This is a genomic window from Streptomyces sp. NPDC020192, assembly GCF_044388685.1.
Taxonomy (GTDB): Bacteria; Actinomycetota; Actinomycetes; order Streptomycetales; family Streptomycetaceae; genus Streptomyces.
This window is the reverse complement of sequence record NZ_JBIRXG010000015.1, coordinates 133,173-155,229: the sequence shown is the minus strand read 5'-3', so window position 1 is coordinate 155,229 and position 22,057 is coordinate 133,173. Positions and strand designations below refer to the sequence as shown.

17 protein-coding genes, 2 pseudogenes and 1 riboswitch are annotated in these 22,057 nt (G+C 71.6%); of the genes and pseudogenes, 2 read left to right on the top strand and 17 right to left on the bottom strand.

The window, feature by feature from the left end:
• Positions 1-51 precede the first annotated feature (51 nt).
• From ACH47Z_RS27620 to ACH47Z_RS27550, 15 genes and pseudogenes are all read right to left on the bottom strand, one after another.
• Positions 52-1,350 carry a class I SAM-dependent methyltransferase gene (locus ACH47Z_RS27620; protein WP_399078204.1) on the bottom strand — a complete coding sequence of 433 codons (1,299 nt, stop codon included), beginning with the start codon at positions 1,348-1,350 and terminating at the stop codon, positions 52-54.
• Positions 1,351-1,529: 179 nt separating this feature from the next.
• The gene (locus tag ACH47Z_RS27615; protein WP_399078202.1) at positions 1,530-2,921 is read right to left on the bottom strand and encodes an NAD(P)/FAD-dependent oxidoreductase; all 1,392 of its coding nucleotides are present in this window, start codon (positions 2,919-2,921) and stop codon (positions 1,530-1,532) included.
• A 462-nt stretch (positions 2,922-3,383) separates the two neighbouring features.
• Positions 3,384-4,340 (bottom strand): exopolyphosphatase, encoded by a 957-nt coding sequence (locus ACH47Z_RS27610; RefSeq protein ID WP_399078380.1) that lies wholly within the window; start codon positions 4,338-4,340, stop codon positions 3,384-3,386.
• A gap of 204 nt (positions 4,341-4,544) precedes the next feature.
• Positions 4,545-4,946 (bottom strand): annotated as a pseudogene (locus tag ACH47Z_RS27605) (DUF501 domain-containing protein); the annotation flags it as partial.
• A 28-nt stretch (positions 4,947-4,974) separates the two neighbouring features.
• Complete coding sequence (locus tag ACH47Z_RS27600; protein ID WP_399078200.1) at positions 4,975-5,451, bottom strand: septum formation initiator family protein; 477 nt, start codon at positions 5,449-5,451, stop codon at positions 4,975-4,977.
• A gap of 104 nt (positions 5,452-5,555) precedes the next feature.
• Complete coding sequence (gene eno / locus ACH47Z_RS27595) at positions 5,556-6,842, bottom strand: phosphopyruvate hydratase (protein ID WP_399078198.1); 1,287 nt, start codon at positions 6,840-6,842, stop codon at positions 5,556-5,558.
• A gap of 348 nt (positions 6,843-7,190) precedes the next feature.
• Positions 7,191-7,880: a transglycosylase family protein gene (locus ACH47Z_RS27590; RefSeq protein WP_399078196.1), complete on the bottom strand. Its 690-nt coding sequence runs from the start codon at positions 7,878-7,880 to the stop codon at positions 7,191-7,193.
• A 4-nt stretch (positions 7,881-7,884) separates the two neighbouring features.
• Positions 7,885-8,053, bottom strand: a riboswitch (cyclic di-AMP (ydaO/yuaA leader).
• 182 nt (positions 8,054-8,235) lie between these two features.
• A complete protein-coding gene (locus ACH47Z_RS27585) occupies positions 8,236-9,345 on the bottom strand; it encodes a transglycosylase family protein (RefSeq protein WP_399078194.1) in 1,110 nt (369 codons plus the stop codon).
• A 180-nt stretch (positions 9,346-9,525) separates the two neighbouring features.
• Entirely contained in the window at positions 9,526-10,809 is a 1,284-nt protein-coding gene (locus ACH47Z_RS27580; protein ID WP_399078378.1) for a cytochrome P450, read from the bottom strand.
• A gap of 479 nt (positions 10,810-11,288) precedes the next feature.
• Positions 11,289-12,350, bottom strand: coding sequence for a nucleoside triphosphate pyrophosphohydrolase (locus ACH47Z_RS27575; protein ID WP_399078192.1), 1,062 nt, complete (start codon positions 12,348-12,350; stop codon positions 11,289-11,291).
• Between the two features lie 124 nt (positions 12,351-12,474).
• Entirely contained in the window at positions 12,475-13,131 is a 657-nt protein-coding gene (locus ACH47Z_RS27570; RefSeq protein ID WP_399078190.1) for a SurA N-terminal domain-containing protein, read from the bottom strand.
• 158 nt (positions 13,132-13,289) lie between these two features.
• Positions 13,290-14,117, bottom strand: coding sequence for a glycoside hydrolase domain-containing protein (locus ACH47Z_RS27565; RefSeq protein ID WP_399078188.1), 828 nt, complete (start codon positions 14,115-14,117; stop codon positions 13,290-13,292).
• Between the two features lie 88 nt (positions 14,118-14,205).
• Positions 14,206-15,696 carry a protein kinase gene (locus ACH47Z_RS27560; RefSeq protein WP_399078376.1) on the bottom strand — a complete coding sequence of 497 codons (1,491 nt, stop codon included), beginning with the start codon at positions 15,694-15,696 and terminating at the stop codon, positions 14,206-14,208.
• 38 nt (positions 15,697-15,734) lie between these two features.
• Positions 15,735-16,373, bottom strand: coding sequence for a hypothetical protein (locus ACH47Z_RS27555; protein ID WP_399078186.1), 639 nt, complete (start codon positions 16,371-16,373; stop codon positions 15,735-15,737).
• Between the two features lie 111 nt (positions 16,374-16,484).
• A complete protein-coding gene (locus ACH47Z_RS27550) occupies positions 16,485-18,713 on the bottom strand; it encodes an N-6 DNA methylase (RefSeq protein WP_399078183.1) in 2,229 nt (742 codons plus the stop codon).
• Positions 18,714-18,903: 190 nt separating this feature from the next.
• Between ACH47Z_RS27550 and ACH47Z_RS27545 the strand changes: the two genes are divergently transcribed.
• Positions 18,904-19,614: a hypothetical protein gene (locus tag ACH47Z_RS27545; protein WP_399078181.1), complete on the top strand. Its 711-nt coding sequence runs from the start codon at positions 18,904-18,906 to the stop codon at positions 19,612-19,614.
• Between the two features lie 83 nt (positions 19,615-19,697).
• Positions 19,698-20,435, top strand: a complete 738-nt coding sequence (locus ACH47Z_RS27540; protein ID WP_399078179.1) for a hypothetical protein — start codon at positions 19,698-19,700, stop codon at positions 20,433-20,435.
• A 75-nt stretch (positions 20,436-20,510) separates the two neighbouring features.
• Here the strand turns inward: ACH47Z_RS27540 and ACH47Z_RS27535 are convergent.
• Positions 20,511-21,077 (bottom strand): annotated as a pseudogene (locus ACH47Z_RS27535) (N-acetyltransferase).
• A gap of 55 nt (positions 21,078-21,132) precedes the next feature.
• A complete protein-coding gene (locus ACH47Z_RS27530) occupies positions 21,133-21,849 on the bottom strand; it encodes an HNH endonuclease family protein (RefSeq protein WP_399078177.1) in 717 nt (238 codons plus the stop codon).
• Positions 21,850-22,057 lie beyond the last annotated feature (208 nt).

The following is a 22,057-nucleotide window of genomic DNA, read 5'->3' as shown; positions in this document are numbered from 1 at the left end:
ACGGCACACGAGGGGCCCCGTTCCGGCACCGGAGCGGGGCCCCTCGTCGTGTCAGCCGTGCCAGGTACGAGACCGCAGCGGGAGTCCGGAGGCGCCGGACTCGGGGGTGCGGACGGCCAGGACCTGGTTGACGCCGATGCGGTTGCGTTCGAAGGAGAGCGCGCAGGCGGCCATGTACAGCAGCCAGACGCGGGCGCGGCCGGGGCTGGTGAGCCGGACCGCGCGGTCCCAGTCCGCCTCCAGGTTGGCGACCCACCGGCGCAGGGTGCGGGCGTAGTGCTCGCGGATCGACTCCACGTCCCGCACCTCGAACCCGGCGCGCTCCAGCTGGGTGACGGTGGTGCCGATGGGGGCGAGTTCGCCGTCGGGGAAGACGTAGGCGTCGATGAAGTCGTCCACCTCGTACGCCGACTCGTCGCGCTGCGGGCGGCGGGCGATCTGGTGGTTGAGCAGCCGTCCGCCGGGCTTGAGGAGCCGGTAGAGGGTCTCGGCGTACTCCAGGTACCGCTCGGCGCCCACGTGCTCGGCCATGCCGATGGAGGAGACGGCGTCGAACGGCCCGTCGGCGACGTCCCGGTAGTCCTGCACCCGGATCTCGACCTTGTCCGTCAGCCCCTCGTCGGCGACGCGCTTGCGGGCGTACGCCGCTTGCTCCTGCGACAGTGTGATGCCGACGACGCTCACGCCGTGCTCACGGGCCGCGTGGACCGCCATGGAGCCCCAGCCGCAGCCGACGTCCAGCAGGCGCTGACCGGGCTTCAGATCGAGCTTGCGGCAGATGAGTTCGAGCTTGTCGCGCTGGGCGGTTTCGAGGGTGTCTGCGTTGTCGGAGGCCCCCCAGTATGCGCACGAGTAGACCATCGTCGGCCCGAGGACGAGTTCGTAGAAGTCGTTGCCGACGTCGTAGTGGTGGCTGATGGCGCGTTTGTCGCTGCGCCGGGTGTGGAGGTGGCCGCGCCTGCGGACCTCCTCACGCGGCGGAGCGGGCGGCAGCGGGGGCCCGCCGAGCGTCACCAGGCCGCGTACGGCGGCCCGCACCTGCGGGTCGCGCAGTGCCTGGACGAGGGTCCTGGCGTCCTCGCCGCGCTCCCAGATCTGCCCGGAGAGCAGGTCGAGGACGGTGTAGAGGTCGCCGTCCACGTCCAGGTCCCCGGCGACCCAGGCCCTCGCGAGCCCCAGTTCCCCCGGCTTCCACAGCAGCCGGCGCAGGGCCCTGCGGTTGCGCACCACCAGGGTCGGACCGCCCGGCGGCCCCGCCTGCGAACCGTCCCAGGCGCGGATGCGCACCGGGAGCGGTTCCCCCAGCAACTGTTCGAGAAGGTTCTTCAGCCGCAGCGCGGCATCGGCCATGGCGCACACCTCCGTGACGACAGATCCCGGATGTCCGACACCACGTAAACACCAAGTGGCCCTCCGCACAGTCCCGCGAAGGAGTTACAGCTGGGAAAACACCCTTCCGGAACGCCGAAGGACCTCCCGCACCACGGATGGCGGGAGGTCCTTCGGGTGGTTCGGCGACCGTCGGAGGGTCAGGAGGCCTTGGCCTTCGCCCCGGTCTTGTCGGCCGTACTCGCGGCGGCGACCGGCGCGGGCTTCGCGGCCTCGTAGAACTCCTCGCGGGGGTTCTCCATGGCGCCCAGGGAGACGACCTCGCGCTTGAGGAACATGCCCAGGGTCCAGTCGGCGAAGACGCGGATCTTGCGGTTCCAGGTCGGCATCGCCAGACCGTGGTAGCCACGGTGCATGTACCAGGCGAGGCGGCCCTTGAGCTTGATCTTCATCTTGCCCAGGACGATCATCGCCACGCCCTTGTGCAGGCCGAGACCGGCGACCGCACCCTTGTTGGCGTGCTCGTACTCCTTCTGCGGGAAGCCCCGCATACCGGAGACCACGTTGTCGCCGAGGACCCGGGCCTGGCGCAGCGCGTGCTGGGCGTTCGGCGGGCACCAGGCGTTCTCGTTGCCCGCCTTGCGGCCGACGAGGTCCGGGACCTGTGCGTTGTCACCGGCGGCCCAGATGTAGTCCGTGCCCTTGACCTGGAGGGTCGGCTCGCAGTCGACGTGGCCGCGCGGGCCGAGGGGCAGACCGAAGCGGGCGAGGGCCGGGTTCGGCTTGACGCCGGCGGTCCACACGACGGTGTTGGAGTCGACCTCGAGGCCGTTCTTCAGCACGACGTGGCCGTCGACGCAGGAGTCCATCGAGGTGGAGAGGTAGATCTCCACGCCCCGGCTCTCCAGGTGCTCCTTGCCGTACTGGCCGAGCTTGGGGCCGACCTCGGGCAGGATCTTGTCGGCGGCGTCGACCAGGACGAAGCGCATGTCCTCACGGGACACGTTCTTGTAGTACTTGGCCGCGTCCCGGGCCATGTCCTCGACCTCGCCGATGGTCTCCGCACCCGCGAAGCCACCGCCGATGAAGACGAAGGTGAGCGCCTTGCGGCGGATCTCCTCGTCGGTGGTGGACTCGGCCTTGTCGAGCTGCTCCAGCACGTGGTTGCGCAGGCCGATGGCCTCCTCGACGCCCTTCATGCCAATGCCCTGCTCGGCGAGGCCGGGGATCGGGAAGGTGCGGGAGACGGCGCCGAGCGCGACGACCAGGTAGTCGAACGGCAGCTCGTACGCCTCGCCCACGAGGGGGGCGATCGTGGCGACCTTGCGGTCCTGGTCGATGGTGGTGACCCGGCCGGTGAGGACCTCCGCCTTGGGGACCACGCGTCGCAGTGGGACGACGACGTGGCGCGGGGAGATGTTGCCGGCGGCGGTTTCGGGGAGGAAGGGCTGGTAGGTCATGTACGACCGGGGGTCGACGACCGTGACGGTCGCCTCTCCGAAGCGCATCTTCTTGAGGATGCGCCGAGCTGCGTACAGGCCTACGTACCCACCGCCTACTACGAGGATCCTGGGACGCTCCGTGGTGCTCATGGCATCGAGTATCCACCCGCCCCTCGAGCGGTGCTCGTGCGCCCCTTCACAAGGTCCTACAGCCCCTGTGCTAAACTCCGCGGCTCGCGTGACGCAGGTCATGTCACGGAAAGGGAACCCCGGGGCGGTCTGACCCGTTGTCAAGGCCGCGTGAGCTGCCTCTCCGTCGCGTCGGGCCTCGCGCGAGGTGCCTGGGAGGGGCCCTGCGGACACCCTCCCGACACACGCGCGCATCACACGCCCGAGCACGCTCAGGGGCTGTTGAACCCCCGAACGGGCCAAGTGGAGCCTTCTGATCCCCCGCCAGGACCGAATTCCTTGTGAAGAACTTCACGAACTTTTCCGACGGCGTGTCACCGGAACCCCCGGTTGGCCCGCTCACACGTTATCCAACCTGCTCAACGGAGGCTACCGGCCAGTAGCAAAGGGGCCGGAAAGAGACCCTCACGGCCCCAGTCGCCCTCATGCGAGGGACCACGCGATCCCGTCCAGAATGTCGTGTTCGCTCACCACGACCTCCTCGGCGCCGGTCCGCTCCATGATCGCGAGCAGCACGAGGGCGCCCGCGGCGATGACGTCGACCCGACCCGGGTGCAGGGACGGCACCGCGGCGCGCTCGGCGTGCGTGGAGCGCAGCAGCCACTCGGTGATCTCGCGGACGCGGTCGCGCGGGACGCGGGAGTGGTGGATGCGCGCGGAGTCGTACTCCGGCAGCTCCTGGGCGATGGCCGAGACGGTGGTGACGGACCCGGCGAGGCCCACCAGGGTGTGCGCCTCGCGCAGCGGCACGGTCCGCTCCGCGAGGTCCAGGGCGGCCTCGATGTCGGCCCTTATGGCGGCGATCTGCTCCTCGGTGGGCGGGTCGGAGACCTTGCCCTCGTGCACCAGGTGCCGCTCGGTCATCCGCACGCAGCCGACGTCCACGGACCGCGCGGCCCGGACGTGTTCGTCGCCGACGACGAACTCGGTGGAACCGCCGCCGATGTCCACGACGAGGTACGGCGTCGTGAGGTCCGCACGGCCGGTCAGCTCCTTCGTGGCGCCGGTGAAGGAGAACTCGGCCTCCTGGTCGCCCGTGATCACCTCCGGCTCGACCCCGAGGATGTCCAGCACGCCCCGCACGAACTCGTCGCGGTTCTCGGCGTCGCGGGAGGCGGAGGTGGCGACGAAGCGGACCTCGGCGGCGCCGAGTTCACGGATGACGTCGGCGTACTCCCGGCACGCGGCGAAGGTCCGCTCCAGCGCCTCGGGCGCCAGCCGGCCGGTGCGGTCCACGTCCTGTCCGAGGCGCACGATCGTCATGCGCCGGTCCAGCTCCAGCAGTTCACCGGTGGCCGGGTTGACGTCGGCGACCAGCAGCCGGATGGAGTTCGTACCGCAGTCGACGGCGGCGACCCGGGAGTAGCCCTCCGGGACCAGCGGCTTCTGGGCGAAGAAGCCGCTGCGGACCTCGGCGGGGTCGAAGACGGCACCCTCCTCGCCCGGGTGCTCGTCCGCCGGGTCGGGCGCCTCGAGCGGCTGCACACACGGCCCCTTCGCCCACCACTCCGGCAGCATCGCGATCGCCTCGTCGCCGAGCGGGTTCACGCCCGGACCGGCGGCCAGGGAGTGCGCGACCAGCACGTGCAGGCACTTCACGCGGTCCGGCATGCCGCCGGCGCTGGGGAAGCCCTCCAGGACCTCGATGGCGTCCCGGCGCGCGATGTAGTCCTCGTGGGCGGCACGGTAGGCCGCGGCCAGCTCGGGGTCGCTCTGGAGGCGTTCCGTCATCTCCTTCATGACGCCGTTCGCCTCCAGCGTCCCGATCGCCGAGGCGGCGCGCGGGCACGTCAGGTAGTACGTCGTCGGGAAGGGCGTGCCGTCGGGCAGCCGCGGCGCGGTCTCCACGACGTCCGGCCGGCCGCACGGGCAGCGGTGCGCGATGGCCCGCAGACCCCGCGGCGGGCGGCCGAGCTGCTGCTTGAAGGCCTCGACGTCCGCGTCGGTCGGCTCGGTACGCGGAGTGGAGGGCGGGGGCGTTTCCATGACTGCTTTTCGACGGCTTTCTGTTGGTTCACTGGTCGGAGGCGTCGGACTTGTCGACCCCGTCCCAGACGTTGGCGTACCAGGGGCGCTGGGCGGCCCGCAGATCGGCGCGGGACTGCTTGACGGCGCCGGGGTCGACGACCACGTACCCGGTCTCACCCGGCATCACATAGTGCAGCCGGCGCCGGATCTGCTGCTCGGCGTAGGCGTCGTCCTGCCAGCGCGCCTTGAGGTCGCGCAACTGCTCGACCCGCTCGCGGGCCTGCTCCTGCTGCCGCTGGAGGTCGGAGATCGCCGCGCGCTGGGAGACGTACTGGCGCATCGGGTAGGCGAGCGCGACGATCATCGAGCACAGCACCAGCGCGAGCAGCGCCGCGCGGCCGGTGAGCCGGGAGCGGCGGGCCTGCCGCTTGGTCTGGGAGCGGTAGACGCGGGCCGCCGTCTGCTCGCCGAGCAGCCGCAGCCTGGTCGCGGTGGAGAAACGGTCCCGGTCCCTGACGGCCATCGGCTCTCCGCCTCCCCTTTCACACGTGCGTACGTCCCCGGACACGGTACGGGACCGGGTACGGGGACGTACGTACGACTGGCTAAGACGTAGCCTCTACGGGCTCAGCCCTTGAAGCGGGGGAAGGCCGAGCGGCCCGCGTACACCGCGGCGTCGTCGAGGATCTCCTCGATGCGCAGCAGCTGGTTGTACTTGGCGACGCGCTCGGAGCGGGCCGGGGCGCCGGTCTTGATCTGGCCGCAGTTGGTGGCGACGGCCAGGTCGGCGATGGTGACGTCCTCGGTCTCGCCGGAGCGGTGCGACATCATGCACTTGAAGCCGCTGCGCTGGGCCAGCTCGACGGCGTCCAGGGTCTCGGTGAGCGAGCCGATCTGGTTCACCTTCACGAGCAGGGCGTTGGCGGTGCCCTCCTCGATACCGCGGGCGAGGCGCTCGGGGTTGGTGACGAACAGGTCGTCGCCGACCAGCTGGACCTTGTCGCCGAGCTTGTCGGTGATGACCTTCCAGCCGGCCCAGTCGTCCTCGAACAGCGGGTCCTCGATGGAGACGAGCGGGTACGCGGAGACGAGCTCCTCGTAGTACTCGGTCATCTCGGCGGCGGAGCGCTCCTTGCCCTCGAACTGGTACTTGCCGTCCTTGTAGAACTCGGAGGCGGCGACGTCGAGCGCGAGGGCGATCTGCTGGCCGGGGACGTAGCCGGCCTCCTTGATGGCCTCGAGGATGAGGTCGAGGGCGGCGCGGTTGGACTCGAGGTTGGGGGCGAAGCCGCCCTCGTCGCCGAGGCCGGTGGACAGGCCCTTGCTCTTCAGGACCTTCTTCAGCGTGTGGTAGACCTCGGCGCCCCAGCGCAGGGCCTCGGAGAAGGACTCCGCGCCGATCGGGGCGATCATGAACTCCTGGATGTCCACGTTGGAGTCGGCGTGCGAGCCGCCGTTCAGGATGTTCATCATCGGCACCGGCAGCAGGTGCGCGTTCGGGCCGCCCAGGTAGCGGAAGAGGGGGAGGTCGCTGGCCTCGGAGGCGGCGTGGGCGACGGCGAGGGAGACGCCGAGGATGGCGTTGGCGCCGAGGGAGCCCTTGTTGTCGGTGGCGTCCAGGTCGAACATGGCCTGGTCGATCAGGCGCTGCTCGGTGGCGTCGTAGCCGACCAGCTCCGGGCCGATCTGCTCGATGACGGCGAGGACGGCCTTCTCGACACCCTTGCCCTGGTAGCGGTTCGGGTCACCGTCGCGGAGCTCGATGGCCTCGAAGGCGCCCGTCGAGGCGCCGGACGGAACGGCGGCACGACCCGTGCTGCCGTCGTCGAGGCCGACCTCGACCTCGACCGTGGGGTTGCCTCGGGAGTCCAGGATTTCCCGGGCTACGACGACGTCGATGGACGGCACGAGCATCTCCTTCTTGGGATGTGACGCTGGAAGTGCGGGGCGTGTGCCTTGCGGCGGTGCCTTGCGACTAGAGCCTAACCGTCCCAGGGGCGTCGGCCACCGACCGACCGTCCCGTGGACGACGAGGACACGCAGACGGTACCCATTGTTCACCCCCGGAACAAAGGGGGCTGCCGGTGAGGCCCGGCTGAAGAGTGGGGAAACGGCGCGGGAAACGAAAGACCCCGCCCCGGCGCGTACGGGGGAAGAACGCGCCGGGGCGGGGAGCCCGTGGGGACGGGGGATTCCCTCACGGGGGCTTCGGTGTGGGGGGAGGGGGTGTGAGGGCGCTGTGCGTCCGGCCGGAGCCGGAGGTCACTTCAGGTGCAGCTGCTGACCCGGGTAGATGAGGTTCGCGTCCTCGACGATGTCCTTGTTCAGCTGGAACAGCTTCTGCCAGCCGCCGGCGACGTGGTGCTTCTCGGCGATGGAGCTGAGGGAGTCACCCTTGACGACCTTGTACTCGCCGTCGCCCTTCTTGACCTTCTTGCCGGTCGGCGTGGTGACGGTCTTGCTCGCCGACGGGGCCGTACGCGTGGTGGAGCGGGTGGCGGCCTGCTGGTCGGTGGAGCGGGTGCTCGTGCTCGGCGTGGTGGCCTTCGGCGAGGTGGCCGGGGCCGAGCCGTTGTAGGCGGCGCCGGAGAGGCCCGTGCCGCAGACCGGCCAGGCACCCTTGCCCTGGCCCGCGAGGACCTTCTCGGCGATGGTGATCTGCTGCGTCTTGGTGGCGAGGTCGGCGCGCGCGGCGTAGGCGGTGCCGCCGTACGCGGCCCAGGTGGAGTTGGTGAACTGCAGGCCGCCGTAGAAGCCGTTGCCGGTGTTGATGGACCAGTTGCCGCCCGACTCGCACTGGGCGACCGTGTCCCACTCGGAGGCGGTGGCGGCGGAGGCGTTGCCGGCCGCCATCAGCGGGGCGGCGACGGCGGCGCCGGTGACACCGGCGAGCGTGATGGCGCGGATGGCCTTGGACGGGCGACGGTGCTTGCCCTTGCCGGAGAACAGCATGGATCGATCCCCTCACCGACGCCTGCGAGGTGAGCTGTCGGGTTCGGGCCGGTTGAGTTGCCCGGCCACCCCTCCACTGGGAGGCGTGGCTTCACCCCAAGCCGCTCCGGCTCAACTTCCCGGCGCGGCGCTTACCTTGGGTCCCCCGCTCCTGCCTGCGGCGCATGACGCGACGACTGTTCCCGGGCAACCGCTGGCAGGATTCGGCGTTGCGACTGCCGGGGCTCGTGGTGACGAGCGGTCCTGACCGTAGACACGCGATCGGCGGAATTTCAAAGACGATCAGGGCTTCTGAGACTCATCCCACACTTTCACCAAACCGGACATTCGGCATGAAGTGGGGCGTCAACTCCGCCTATTCGCCGCCCTTTTCGTCACCGACTTTCAGGGTCTGACCGGCGGCGATGTGGTTCGGGTCGGCGCCGACGAGCCCCTTGTTGTCGTCGTACAGCGCGTGCCATCCGCCATGGACGCCAAGGGAGTCGGCGATGGAGGCGAGCGTGTCACCCTCACGGACGGTGTAGGTGTCCGGCTGTCGGTCCGCATGCCGGCCGACGGACGCGACGCTCTGACCGTTTGTCACGCTTTCGTCCGCACTGCCACCGCGGTGACGTCCGCCACTACTGAGGGCTCCGGTGTCGACGAGGCTCCAAGAACCGACGCCCTGCTGGGAATTGTCCGATTCGTCGATCCCGGGGGTGATCGTGGGAGAGCTGTCGCCCCCCCGCGAGTTCCCGTTGCCGGAGGAGCCGGTGGACCCGGCCGACCCGGTGGAGCCCGAGGCGCCGGACGCACCCGCCTTGTCGGACTTGTCGGACTTGGGGGAACCGCTCGCGGTGGAGCCGTCGGCCGCGCCCGGCGTCTCGCCGGCACCCTTGCCCTGCTCCGGGGCGGGTGAGGCGCTGGAACCGGAGGAAGAGTCCGCGCCCGAGCCGGACTTCGAGCCGGAGTGGGACCCCGCGCCGGTACCAGAAGAGGACGAGTCCGACAGACCGGACGAGTCGGAGCTGCCGGCCGATCCGGAGTCACTCCCCGAACCCTTGCCGCTCCCGGAACCCCCGACACCCGTGTCGACGTCGACCGAACCCGAGTGAGGGGTCAGCCCGGCGGTCAGCGCGCACATCGTCCACGGCTTGGTGCCCTGGTCGGCGAGGATCTTCTCGGCGACGGCGATCTGCTGCGAGCGGCTGGCCTGGTCGGCGCTCACGGCGTACTGCGCGCCGCCGTACTTGTCCCAGTCGTCCTGCGATATCTGCAGGCCGCCGTAGTACCCGTTGCCGGTGTCCGCGCTCCAGGAACCGCCGCTCTCGCACTCGGCGACCTTGTCCCACGTGGTGCCGTCGGCGGCGCTCGCGCTCGCGGCCCCGAGCAGCGGGATGGCGATGGCGGAGCCGGTCACTCCGGCCGCGACGAGGAGAGCCGGAGCCTGGCGGGGGCGACGGTGACGACCGTTCCCGGTGAGCATGCGGAAGCCTTTCGTGCGACAGCAGGACCGGCGCGGCGAGTGGTGCCTGTCGCCACGCTGATGGGTGAACGTATCGGCAGACGATCACTTGTCACAAGTTAATGCCGCGCAGATCACGTGAAGATCACAGAGTTGAACGTCTGTCATCTTTCCCTGGACGCGGTGTGTTGAGGAGTGTGTTCAGGCCGTCGGGGTGAACTCCACCGGCAGGGTGCGCAGTCCCCGCATGATGAGCCCGCCGCGCCAGCGCAGGTCGGCCGGATCGGCGGCGAGGCGCAGGTCGGGCAGGCGGGTGAGCAGCGTGGCGAGCGCGCTCTGCCCCTCCAGGCGGGCGAGCGGCGCGCCGAGGCAGTAGTGGATGCCGTGGCCGTAACCGAGATGCTGGTTGTCACGGCGGGCGAGGTCCAGCACGTCCGGGTCGGCGAACCGCTCCGGGTCCCGGTCGGCCGCGGCGAGCACCACGAGCACCGGGTCGCCGGGCGCGATGTCCTGCCCGCCGACGGTGAGCGGCTCGGTGGCGAACCGCCAGGTGGCCAGCTCCACCGGGCCGTCGTAGCGCAGGAGTTCCTCGATGCCGGTCTCCAGCAGGCCCCGCTCACCGCGCACCAGGGAGTCCTGGAGCCGCCGGCGCTCCTCGGGGTGGGTGAGCAGCGCGTAGGTGCCGTTGCCGATCAGGTTCACGGTCGTCTCGAAACCGGCGAACAGGAGGATGAAGGCCATCGCGGCGGCCTCGTTCTCGGTGAGGTGCTCGCCGTGGTCCGAGGCCCGGATGAGGCCGGAGATCAGGTCCTCGCCGGGCGCGGGCTCGGCGGGCAGCGCCTCGCGCTTCTTGTGGATCAGCTCGGCGAGGTAGCCGCGCATCTTCTTGACGGACCGCGCGACACCTCCCCTGGGCCCTCCCCCGTGCCTGATCATCATCCCCGCCCAGTCCCGGAAGTCGTCCTGGTCCTCGCGCGGGACGCCGAGCATGTCGCAGATGGCGTAGATGGGCAGCGGGAAGGCGAACTCGTGGATGAGGTCGGCCGACCCCCTTTCCGCGAACTGGTCGATGAGCCGGTCGGTCAGCTCCTGCACCCGGGGCGCGAACTCGGCCACACGCCGGGGCGTGAACGCCTTGCTGACCAGCCGGCGCAGCCGGGTGTGGTCCGGCGGGTCGATGTTCAGCAGATGCGTCATCAGCTCGGCCTTGCGCTCGCCGGGGATGCCGGTCTTCCCCTTGGCGTGCGCGGGCTCGTCGTGATGCGCCGGGTTCTTGCTCAGCCGCTGGTCGGCGAGGGCCTGCTTGGCGTCTCCGTACCGGGTGACCAGCCAGGCCTCGACCCCACTCGGCAACCGCGTCCGATGCACCGGCGCGTGCTCCCGCAGCCAGGCGTACGCGGGGTACGGATCGGTGGCGAACTCCCAGGTGAACAGCTCGGGAGCGGAGCCGCCACCTCCGGCGGAGGCCGCGGCGGTGCCCTCGATGGGGGCGCGGACGACGGGGTCGGCGGCGCCCTCGACGGAGCCGACCGCCGAGTTCTCGGCGGAGGCTGCGGCGGAGTCAGAGATGGAGCCCTCGGCGGAGGCTGCGGCAGAGTCGGCGGTGGGGCCCTTGGCGGGAGACGCGGCGGGACCGTCGGCCGACACCCCGGCAGAGTCCCCGGTGGGGGCCTCGGCGGGGGACGCGACGAGACCGTCGGCTGACACCCCGACAGAGTCCCCGGTGGAACCCCCGGCGCGAACCGCCGCGAAACCACCGGCCGACACCCCGACAGAGTCCCCGGTGGAACCCTCGGCAGGGGACGCGGCAGGACCGTCGGCCGATGCCTCGGCGGAGGCTGCGACTGAGGTCGCGGCCGCACCCTCGGCGGAGGCTGTGGCAGGGGCGGCAGCCGAGCCCTCGGCGAAAGCTGCGGCGGAGTCAGAGGTGGGGCCGGGGGCGGGTGAGGGATGGTGCTGGTCGGTCACCCCTCGACCGTATCCGGATCCGGGTGGGCCTCCGCGTCCTGGTGCTCGCCGTCGGCCGCGCGTATCGCCTCGGGCGCGACCCCTTCCGCCTGCCGTATCGCGTCCCGGTACGCCCGCGCCGCCGCCCGCAGGGCCGTCTCCGGGTCCACGCCCTCCGACTCGGCGCGGGCGGCCAGGGCGAGGAGGTCGTAGCCGATGCCCTCTCCCCGGGGCAGCGGGACCTCCAGTCCGGCCGTGCGGGCGCGGGAGGCGAGCTTGGCGGCGAGGGCCAGGCCGGGCTGGCCGAGCGGGACGCCCTCCGTGACCGAGGTGCGCCGCTTCTCCTCGGCCTTGGTGCGCAGCCAGTGCTCCTTGACGTCCTCCGGGGTCTCGGCCTTCTCGTCGCCGAAGACGTGCGGATGCCGGTGGATGAGCTTGGCGACGATGCCGCCCGCCACGTCGTCGACCGAGAACGGCGCGTCCGGGTGCTCCTCGGCGATCCGGGAGTGGAAGACGACCTGGAGGAGGACGTCCCCCAGCTCCTCGCGCAGCTCCTCCCGGTCACCGGCCTCGATCGCCTCGACCAGCTCGTAGGCCTCCTCGATGCCGTACTTGGCGAGGCCCTCGTGGGTCTGCCGGGAGGACCAGGGGCACTCGGCGCGGATCCGGTCCATGACCTGCACGAGGTCCAGCAGACGGGCGCCGGGCAGGTCGTAGGAGGCGGGCAGCAGCTCCAGATCCGGCATGGCGAGCCGGCCGGAGCCGGCCAGCCGGGCCAGGCCGTCGGTGAGCGCGGGCTCGCCCTCTCCGGTAGCCACGACCACCACCGTCCGTCCGCCGGCACACGCGTCGACCAGCTCCTGCGCGGTGGGAGCCGCCTCGGCCACCGCTATCCCCGCCTCGCGCAGATACGGCAGCTGCGGATGCGCGCCGTCCGCGCACAGCACGGCGTCGGCCGCGCGCAGCGCCTGCCAGGCGGGCCAGGACAGCAGACCGGGGGCGACGCGGTGGCTGGTGGTGAGCAGGACGATGCGGCCGGGGTCGGCCGCGGGAGCGAGGTCGGAGCTGGATGCGTTCACGATCCGAACGTAACGCACGGCGGGAAACCGCGGCCGAAGTTATCCACAGGGCCGAGGGATCATGTGATCGTATGCCTGACACCCTCCGGTGCCGTACCGTTCCGGCGCCCAGCCCGGCGGCGTGCTACGTCGTCACCGGCGTTCCGCCCGCGGCGCTCGTCGTGACCTCCCGCACCCACGGCGTCTTGGCGTCCACCCGGCTGCTCTTCTGCACGTCCCAGGTGCCGTAGCGCGGGTTGAGGTCGATGTGGAGTTCCTGGGAGGCCTTGGACAGTGCCTTCCAGAAGGCGGGCTGGCTGGTATCGGTGCCGAGCCTCGCCGCCAGCTTCTGCGCCTCCAGCTGGAGCTGGAGGTTGTCGTCGAGGCGGGCCGGGGCGATGCCGTACTTCTGCAGCCAGGCCGTCTCCAGCCCCTTGGCGCCGCCGGCCTGCTGTTCCAGGCCCGCGCGCATCTGCTCGACCTCGTTGCGGCTCACCGAGACGCCCTCGTCCTGTGCGGCGCGGTGCAGCACCTGGTCGAGGACCATGTTGTGCAGGGTGTCGCGGGTGAGGCTGCTGGTGGAGGCGAGGACCTGCCGGTACTGGGCCTCGTCCGGCACCGCGGCCCGCTGTGCCTTGCGGACCTCGTTGACCCGGCTCTCCAGCTGGGCGACGGTGATCCGCCGGCCGCCGACGACGGCCGCCGCGCCCGGGTGCGCATCGTTTCCGCAGGCGGTCAGGAGGGGGGCCGCGGCGGCGATCGCGGCGGTGAGGACGAGCGCGGTGCGACGGCGGCGGTGCAAGGAAACCTCCCGAGGAGATTGTGCGACGGTGCACAAGGTCTTGCAGTGATCGATGGTAGGCAGTGGGAAGGCCGGGGCCAACCCATCGGACCAACGATTCACGCGCGCTTCGGGCACCGTCGCGTCCGCCGCCGCACCGGGCTCGGACCGTTGCGGGCTCAGCCGGTGATGGCCACCGGCGCGTCCCAGGTGTCGCGGTCGACAGTGAGGGTGACGCCGCCGTACGTCTCCTTGCTGTTGACCATGTACTGGTGGCCGCGGCTGTGGTTGGTGAACTGGGTCGCGCCCCACGGCCAGTCCGTGGCCGTCGTGTTCTGCTTGTCCCACAGCGCGTACCAGAGGTTGCCCGGCAGGTCCGTCTTGTCCGTGGCCGTGGCGATGGCCTTGGCGCTGGAGCTGGAGAAGCCGTAGTAGCCACTGCGGTACGTCTTCGCGCGCAGCCCCTTGTCGAAGGCACGCACGTACGTGAGCACGGCGTCGTTGCACGCCTTGTTCGTGATGTCGTACGGCTCCATGTCGAGGTAGACCGGGCTGCCCGCCTTCATGCCGAGCGCGGCGGACTTGGCCACGGCGTCGGCGGCGTCCTGCGTGCCCAGGGAGGCGGCCGTGGACGCGGTCAGCTTCTCCGGGTTGGCGCCGGACTGGCAGGGCGGCTGCGCGCCGACGTAGATCGGGATGAGCTTCCAGCCGAGCGTGCTGACCGACTTCACCCAGGAGGCCGTGAGGTTGGGCTGGGCGCAGCCGCGGTTCTTGCCGCCCACGTAGACGGCGGCGGCGCCGTAGAAGCCGGTGTGCCAGGCCTTCATCGCGGACAGCGAGGGCGCGGTGCACGTGTCGAACGCGCGCCCCGTGAACGTCTTCTGCGCCGGCCAGGTGGTCGCGGCCATGGAGGTCTGCGCGGCGATCCCCGCCCCGGCGACCACGGCGGCACCGGCCACCGCCCACGTGACGTATCTGCGCTTCTTCGACTGCCGATGGCCAGCCATGAACCCCACCCTTTGCGTACGTTCGCCACTGCCCCCGCCCGGCGGACATCGCCTGGCGAAGCGAAGCGCAAGGTATCAACCGGCGTCGCTAGCCGCGCACCTGGCCCAGCCACTGGAGGGTGCGCCGGATCTCCAGGGCCATCGGATGACCGGGGCCGTGCAGCCGCTCGACGTCCATCAGCAGCCGCGCGAGCGTGTCGTGGGCGGACGGCCGGTCGCCGAGGGCGAGCAGCAGATGGCCGATGCGCCGGCGCACCTCGTGGGCGAGCTGCGGGTCGCCGGAGACGTACTGGTTCTCGTAGTACGGCAGCAGCGTCCGGTACTCGGCGAGCGCCGCCGCCGGATCGCCGAGCTGCTCCAGGCACTGCGCGGCCTCGTAGCGGTAGCGCAGGGACTGCGGGTCGGCCTGGCCTGCCTCGGCGGCGCGTTCGGCGGCGAGGCGGCGCAGTTCGGGCAGCGCGCGCCGGTACTGGCCGTCGTCCATGAGCGTGGCGGCGTACTGCTTGCGCAGGGTGCGTACGACCGGGGAGTGCTCGCCGTGCTGTTCGGCGGCGGCGGGCAGGATCGCGCCCAGGATGTCCACGGCCTGGGTGATGCGCCCCTCCCCCAGCAGCCGCTTGACCTCGTCCACGGCCGCGGCGACGTCGGGTTTCCCGGCCACAGGCGGGGCCGCGACGGGGGCGGGCTGGGGCGCGGGCGTCCGCGCGCGGTCCGGCCAGGGGGCGTGCGGGCGCAGGAAGGGGCGCGTGGGGTCCAGAGGTGCCCCGGTGGGCGTCCCACGCGCGGGCAGGAGAGCCGCCAGGTCCTCGTACACCTCCTGCGCGGACGCCGGCCGGTGCTGCGGGTCCTTGGCGAGCAGTCGCAGGACGAGCGTCTCCAGCGCCTCGGGGACCTCGGGGCGGATCCGGCGCACGGGCACGGGGGGCTCGTACAGGTGCCGGTGCAGCACGCCGAGCGCCGTGGAGCCCGCGAACGGCACGTCCCCGCTGAGCAGTTCGTGCAGCAGCACACCGAGCGCGTACAGGTCCGTGTACGGGCCGACCGCGCCGCCCATCGCCTGCTCCGGCGCCATGTAGGCGGGCGAGCCGATGGGTGAGCCGGTGTGGGTCAGACGAGTGGTGTCGGTGTCCATGACCGAGGCCACGCCCAGGTCGAGCACGGTGACCGTGCCGTCCTGCTTCACCATCACGTTGCGCGGCTTGAGGTCGCGGTGGACGATCGGCACGGCGTGCACGGCGCTCAGCACGGCGCACAGTTGCGCGGCCACCGCGACCGCCCACTGCCACGGGTACGGGTCGTGCTCGGCGAGATGGTCGGACAGGTCGGCGCCGTCGACGTACTGCATGACGAGGAACAGCTCCTCGCCCTCGCTGCCCGCGTCGTGCACGGTCACCAGACCGGGGTGATCGACCTGCGCGGTCACCCGGCACTCGCGCAGGAACCGGCGGCGCAGCTCGTCCGCCTCGTGGCCCGCCACCTTGTCGGGGCGCAGCAGCTTCACCGCCACCCGCCGGTCCAGCCGCCGGTCGTACGCCGTCCACACCTGGCCCATGCCGCCCTGCCCGATGAGCGTGGACAGTTCGTACCGGCCGGCGACGACACGTCCTGTCGCCACGCTCACCTTCCGCCCTCGTGGCCGCCGTGCCCGCCGTCAGGCCGGACGTCGTGCTTGCGCAGGTAGTCGCTCAACTCGTCCAGTTCGGCACGCACCTGGTCGATGTGGCTGGGCGCCGGGCGCTGCGGCGGTGCGGGGACGTGCGGCTGGGGCGCGGGGGTGTGCGGCATCGGGGCGGGGGCGTACGGGGGTTGCGGCGTGCTCGGCCTGCTCGGCGCGGTCGTCGCGGTGAACGGCGACGCGGGCCGCGGGTATCCGTAGCCCGGCACCAACGGCGCCTGCCCGGCGTAGGCCTGACGGAGCCGATGGAAGTGGCGTATGTCCGCGTAGAGGTAGTAGCCGGCGCAGGCGATGGCGTTCAGCAGCAGCATGCTCATGCCCAGGGTGCCGTTCGGCGAGCTGAAGTCGTCGGTGTGGTCGGTGCTGAAGAGAGCGAAGCAGATGCCGAGGACCACCACGGAGCCACCGAAGAACCACCACTCGGCGGGCCTGCGGGACACGATCGCCGCGCGCAGCGGCGCCACCCACGCCAGGAACCCGATGCTGAGAAGCGCCACCGCCACGAAGATCACGCGCAACAGGACCAGCACCCAGGTCGAGGGTGGCTGCGGCGGAGGCGGCGCGTAGCCGTGGCCGTGCATGGCTGCTCCTGGAGGCCTGGTGCGGGCGGACGTCTGTGCTGAGTCCGAGCGTATAGGCCGACAAGGACAGCCGGTCCCGGGTGTACCGAACCGTTGCCGCGCTCCGGGACATCAGTCCGGTGCCACGGTCCCGTCCGTCAGCCCGTCGTACATCCCGCGCACGAGCTGGTCCCCGAGCCGGCTCGCGTGGCGCAGCGCCCGCTCGAACTCGTCGAGTGCGCGGAAGCGCGCGCCGTAGCGCCGTTGCTCGTCCAGTGGGAGTCGGGGCAGCTGCAGTCGGCGCACGTCCAGCCGGGTCGCGGTGGAGGCGTAGCTGCTGGCCTGCCGGTTGTTCGCGGTACCGCGCAGGAAGCCGGCGAGGAACCACGGGTCCAGCGCCGTGCGATCGGGGCGCAGAAGCACAAGGCTGCGCCCCAGGGCCGCGCCCCCCGTCGCCTCGTCGATGACGCGCGCCACCGAGCCCCCGCCGAGCACCGGTACGACGACATCGCCCGGCTCGGTCAGCACGGCCTCCTCCTCGCTCTCCGGGAGCGTTCCGGAGGGTGCCGTTCCGGCGAGGACGTCATGGTCGGTGAGCACGGGCACGCGCGCGTGGCCACCGTTCCCGCCCGTGCGCATCACCAGCGCGCCCCCGCGCGCGAGTTCACCGACGGTGGTGAGCGGCCAGCGCGCGTCCGGCGCGGGGGCGGCCGGGGGCGGCGTGAGGTCGGCGGTCAGGCGCAGGGTCGCGCCGAGGCGCTCGCGCACCGCCGTGAGCTGCTCCGCGCCGTCGGCCACCGCGGCCGGCGGCAGGTGACGGGCGGGCGCGAGGTCGACGTCGTCGTCGAGGAGTTCGATGACCGGAACGGACCGCGCGAGCCCCGGCCGCTCCTCCAGCCGGCCGGCGCGTTCGAAGGCCCGCCAGGCGTCCAGGACGGCCTCGCGCACCGCGGCCCAGTCCGGACCGCCGCGCCCCTCGCCCGCGAACCTGCCCGTGTCCACGAGCAGCACCTCGGGCGCCGCGGACGTCCGGTCGGGCCGGCGCAGCACCCATACGTGCAGCGGGATGTTGTACGGCGGCGCCGCCCCGACCGGCAGCGCGACCACGGCCCGGAGCGCCCCCCGGCGCAGCAGGTCGGCGCGGATCCGGCGCCCGGAGCGGCGGGAGGCGGCGGCCGGCGGCATCAGCAGCACGGCCGCGCCGCCGTCGGCCAGCCGGGCCAGCGCGTGCTGCACCCAGGCCAGTTCGGACTCGGTACGGGCCGGGAAGCCGTACTCCCAGCGCGGGTCGTAGGCGAGTTCGTCATGGCCCCAGTTGCGCTCGTTGAACGGCGGATGGCACAGCACCGCGTCGGCGCGCAGCTCCGGGTAGGCATCGGCGCGCAGGGTGTCCCCGGCCGCGCCGCGCACCCCGGCCCGGGAGTGCAGCGCAAGCCGCAGCGCGGTGAGCGCGGCCAGCTCGGGGGCGCTGTCCTGGGCGTACAGCTCCTGGTCGGGACGGGCGTCCACGGCCCGCAGCAGGGCACCGGTGCCACAGGCCGGATCCAGGACGGTACGGGCCGGGCCGGCCAGGTCGGCCATGAGTCCCGCGAGGTCGGCCGGGGTGAGCGTGTACTGGCGGGGGTTGGCGTCCAGATGCCGCCCCAGCAGGAACTCGAAGGCCTGCCGCGCCCCGACCTCGGCGGCCAGCTCGGCGGCGCCCCGGAGGAGGGGGACGGAGGGGAGGAGCTGCGGGCTGGTGGGGGTACGCAGCGTGGGGGTGACTTGAGGAGTGGTGGTGGCTTGCGGGGCGGGAGTCGCTTGTGGGGCGGAAGTGGCTGACGGGGCGGCGGTGGTGTGCAGGGCTGAGGTGCTGTGAACAGTTGGCGGGGTGTTCACAGGCTGGCCCGTCGCTGAGGTGTTCACAGCGGGCTGTGTGAGTGCCGAGTTCACACCCCGCCCCTCGCCCGGCTCATTCACAGGCCCCCCACCGAAACGCGGGCCCAGCACCGGCTCCAGCGCGCCGGACAGCACCGCGGCCAGGCGTGCGTCGGAGCCCGAGCTCGCGTCGAGCCAGACCGTGGGGCGCTCATGGATCAGCAGCAGGACGCAGCCGGTGTGCACCAGGGCGGTCAGCGGGCCCTCCGGGTGGCCGACGAGTTGCTGCCAGACGCGTTCCCGGAGGGGGACCTCGGCGAGTTTGCCCTGTTTGCGCAGCCAGGCCTCGATCTCGGCGAGTGCGAAGGACGGGCTGGTCTCGGTGCCGCCGACCGGCTTGGGGAAGTCGGCATGCCGGCGGCGCCAGTTGCTGACGGCGGCCCGGCCCACTCCGGCGAGCCGGGCGATACCGGCCGCGGTCACCTCTGTCGCATTGTCCTGCACGGCCCCGCTCCCCTCGTCCCGTGTGTGCGCCGAGCATACCGATGTACACGGGAGTGTTGCATTCACGGCCGTGTACGCAGCCCATCATGTGAACCGTGTTGACTCGGTTCACATGCTCTGCTCTTATTGACGCAGCGAACGAGCGGCCACCAGAAGGGGGGAGGCCGCCACGCTGGGGAGGGGATTCGCCATGGGTATGAAGGCCAAGATCGCGCTGAGCGCCGTCGTGGGGGTCGTCGTCATCGGTGCCGTGTCCGCGAACGCCGGAAGCAACGGCAAGAGCGGCGCCGGCTCCGGCCACAGCGGCAAGGAGGCGTCCGCCTCCACCGAGCACCAGCCCGGCGGCAAGAAGGACACGAAGGGCTCGGGGGACGGCAAGGCGACCGTGAAGAAGGCCGCGATCGCCGGCGACGGCGACTTCCGGGTCGGCTCCGACGTGAAGCCGGGCACGTACCGCACCAGCGGCAACACCGACGACATGTGCTACTGGGAGCGCGCCAAGGACGCCTCGGGCGAGACGGACTCGTTGCTGGCCAACGACAACGTCAGCGGCACGAGTTACGTGACGATCAAGGCCACCGACAAGATCTTCAAGTCCAGCGGCTGCAAGGACTGGGAGGCCGTCGACCCGAAGGCGAAGGGCACGTCCGCCACGCCCGCCTCCGCGATGGCCGGCAACGGGGGGATGTTCAAGGTCGGCACGGACATCGCGCCGGGCACCTACAGGTCGACCGGCAACAAGGACGACTCCTGCTACTGGGAGCGCACCAAGGACGCCGACCACGGCGTGGACTCGATCATCGCCAACAACAACGTGACCGGCACCGCCGTCGTGACCATCAGCCCCGGCGACGCCTACTTCAAGACCACCGGCTGCGGCGACTGGAAGAAGGCCTCCTGACCAGGTCCTCCAGTAACACCACCGGCCGCTCACACGCTCCGTTCTCCGTTCACCCTGTTCCACCCATCCTCTGAAGGACTGATATGCGCCACTCGTCCCGCGTCGCCACGCTCCTCGCCGTCGCGGCACTGCCGCTGGCCCTCACCGCCTGCTCCTCCGGTTCCTCCGACGCGTCCACCGGCGCGTCCACCGGCGCCTCCGCGAGCGCCAAGCCGGCCAAGGTGAAGGACGTGAACGCCGGTCTGGCCACTGGTACGCAGCTGAAGCAGGCGCTGGCGCCCGCGTCGACCTTCCCGGCCGGGCTCGCCCTCGAGGCCGACGGCTCCGCGGACAGCGGCGCCCAGTTCGTCTCGCCGTCCGGCAAGAACACCGGCAAGCCGGACTGCACCCGGCTGGGGGGCACGTCCTGGATCCAGGCGACCGGTCTCGAGGGAGGCGTGTCGTTCGCGCAGAACGACTACGCGACCACGGACAAGACCCAGGAAGTGGCCCAGGAGATCGACGAGTTCAAGGGCGGCGCGGCGGCCGCGATGATGAAGGACCTGCGGTCCGTCGCCGCCGCGTGCGCCACGTTCACGGACACCGAGGCCCACGCCACGGTGAAGGTCACGGGCCGGTCCACGCCCGGACTCGGTGACGAGGCCTACACGATGACCCTGACGAGCGGCGCCTGGCAGAACGGCACCACGCTCCTCGCGGTCCGGTCCGGCACCGCCGTGGTCACCGTGCTGTCCACGGCGGGCAGCGACAACGGCGCCGCGTCCGCGCGGAAGGTGACGACCCAGGTCCTCGGCTCCCTGAAGGACATCAAGACCGCCTGATCCAGGAGCCGGGCCCCGGCCCGCGTACGGCAGGAGAGTGAGCCGCGGCCCCCGGGCCGCGGCTCACCCGCGCCCTCACAGCAACGTGCCGCATCCACACATTGGGATCCACACATTGGGCTCGACGTACACGCCGTACCCGCGCTCCGCCTCGCAGCGCACCGGGACCAGCGCGCCGGGCACCTCGACGTCCCCCGTGGTGTCGAACGGCAGCCCGGTCCCGCGCGCGCGTGGACGCGCAGCCACGGGTCCTCCGGGAGCCCGTCGGGACGTACCCGGTGGGCGTACTCGGTGATCGGCATGCGGGGCGATGACGACGGAGACGGCGCTGACCGTGTCCGGGCGGGTGCCGCGGCGCAGGTCGGCGACGGCTCAGAGCAGGACCTGGTCCCAGCCGCGCACGGGCAGCGCGCCCCGGCCCTCGGCGTCGAGGGCGAAGGGCACGCTGAAGGCGTGGGCGACGATCTCGCCGCGCTCGTCCTCCGCGAACAGCGCGCACTCGGGCAGTTCGGCGGGGATACGGCCGTAGTGCGCGTTGCCCACCGGGTCGTTGGTCACGAACTCGGGCCATGTGTCGGCCATCTCGAACACCGCGGGCAGCCGGTCGGGCCGCTCGGCGATGCTGCTCACCTGGACGTCCATGACGGCCACGGTATGTGCCGCGGGCTCGGCCCGGTACCGGACTGCGTACGGCGGCTCACCGTGCCGTGAAGCGCTCCGGAGCCTTGGTCGGGTTGCCGCCCGAGGGGAGTTTCTGGTTCGGGCAGCCGACGAGGACCTTCTTCATGGCGGCCTTCTCGGCATCGGTGACCCACAGGCCGTACTTCTTCTTCACGGCGACCTGGGTGGCCACATAGGTGCAGCGGTACGTCCCGTTCGGCGGAAGCCAGGTGGCCGCGTCGCCGTCCCCCTTGCCGCGGTTGGTGCTCGCGTCGACCGCGATGAGGTTGAGGGGGTCGTTGGCCAGCGCTATGCGCTTGCCGGCGTCCCAGTACTTGGCGCCCTTCTGCCAGGCGTCGGAGAGCGGGACGACGTGGTCGATGTCGACCTGGCTGGCGCCGCGCCGGTAGGTGATCTCCTTGCCGGAGTAGGGGTCGGGTTCGAGCAGGCCGTACGTGACCTTGCAGGTGCCGCCGGTGGTCTTCACGTCCTTCAGGTCGCGCTTGAGTATGTCGTCGCGGGTGTCGCAGGAGTTGGAGTCGGTGTCCGCCCACGCCGTGCCGAACCGGGCACGGGAGTAACCGGTCTGCGGGGCACGCCCCTTGACGGTCAGTGAGTCGACGGCGGCCATGATCGCGCCCCCGCCGCCGGACCGCTCGGGCCCGGAGGCCCCCTTGGTCTTGTCCTTGCCGCAGCCGCTCACGGCCACCAGCACCGCCACCGCGGCGATCGCCCCGCCCCTCAGACGCGTCACGGTACGTCCCCCCTCACTCGGCCTGGTCCGCGCTCGACCCCAGGCGGAATCGTTCCTTCCCTTACGTTAACGGCCCGGTGCCCGACCACTCATGGGGACTGAAGGGGTGTTTCGGGGCAATCCGTGGCCGAGTTGGGGCATGCGGAGCCCGTCGAGGGGAGCACGGCCGCCGCAGCCGTGCGCCCGGTCACTCCGCGCTCCCGCGGGC

Bases quoted from the DNA above. Each gene is read 5' to 3' on its own strand.
- ACH47Z_RS27620 (WP_399078204.1), bottom strand. From the start codon at position 1,350: ATGGCCGATGCCGCGCTGCGGCTGAAGAACCTTCTCGAACAGTTGCTG.
- ACH47Z_RS27615 (WP_399078202.1), bottom strand. From the start codon at position 2,921: ATGAGCACCACGGAGCGTCCCAGGATCCTCGTAGTAGGCGGTGGGTAC.
- ACH47Z_RS27600 (WP_399078200.1), bottom strand. From the start codon at position 5,451: ATGGCCGTCAGGGACCGGGACCGTTTCTCCACCGCGACCAGGCTGCGG.
- eno (WP_399078198.1), bottom strand. From the start codon at position 6,842: ATGCTCGTGCCGTCCATCGACGTCGTCGTAGCCCGGGAAATCCTGGAC.
- ACH47Z_RS27590 (WP_399078196.1), bottom strand. From the start codon at position 7,880: ATGCTGTTCTCCGGCAAGGGCAAGCACCGTCGCCCGTCCAAGGCCATC.
- ACH47Z_RS27585 (WP_399078194.1), bottom strand. From the start codon at position 9,345: ATGCTCACCGGGAACGGTCGTCACCGTCGCCCCCGCCAGGCTCCGGCT.
- ACH47Z_RS27565 (WP_399078188.1), bottom strand. From the start codon at position 14,117: ATGGCTGGCCATCGGCAGTCGAAGAAGCGCAGATACGTCACGTGGGCG.
- ACH47Z_RS27555 (WP_399078186.1), bottom strand. From the start codon at position 16,373: ATGCACGGCCACGGCTACGCGCCGCCTCCGCCGCAGCCACCCTCGACC.
- ACH47Z_RS27545 (WP_399078181.1), top strand. From the start codon at position 18,904: ATGGGTATGAAGGCCAAGATCGCGCTGAGCGCCGTCGTGGGGGTCGTC.
- ACH47Z_RS27540 (WP_399078179.1), top strand. From the start codon at position 19,698: ATGCGCCACTCGTCCCGCGTCGCCACGCTCCTCGCCGTCGCGGCACTG.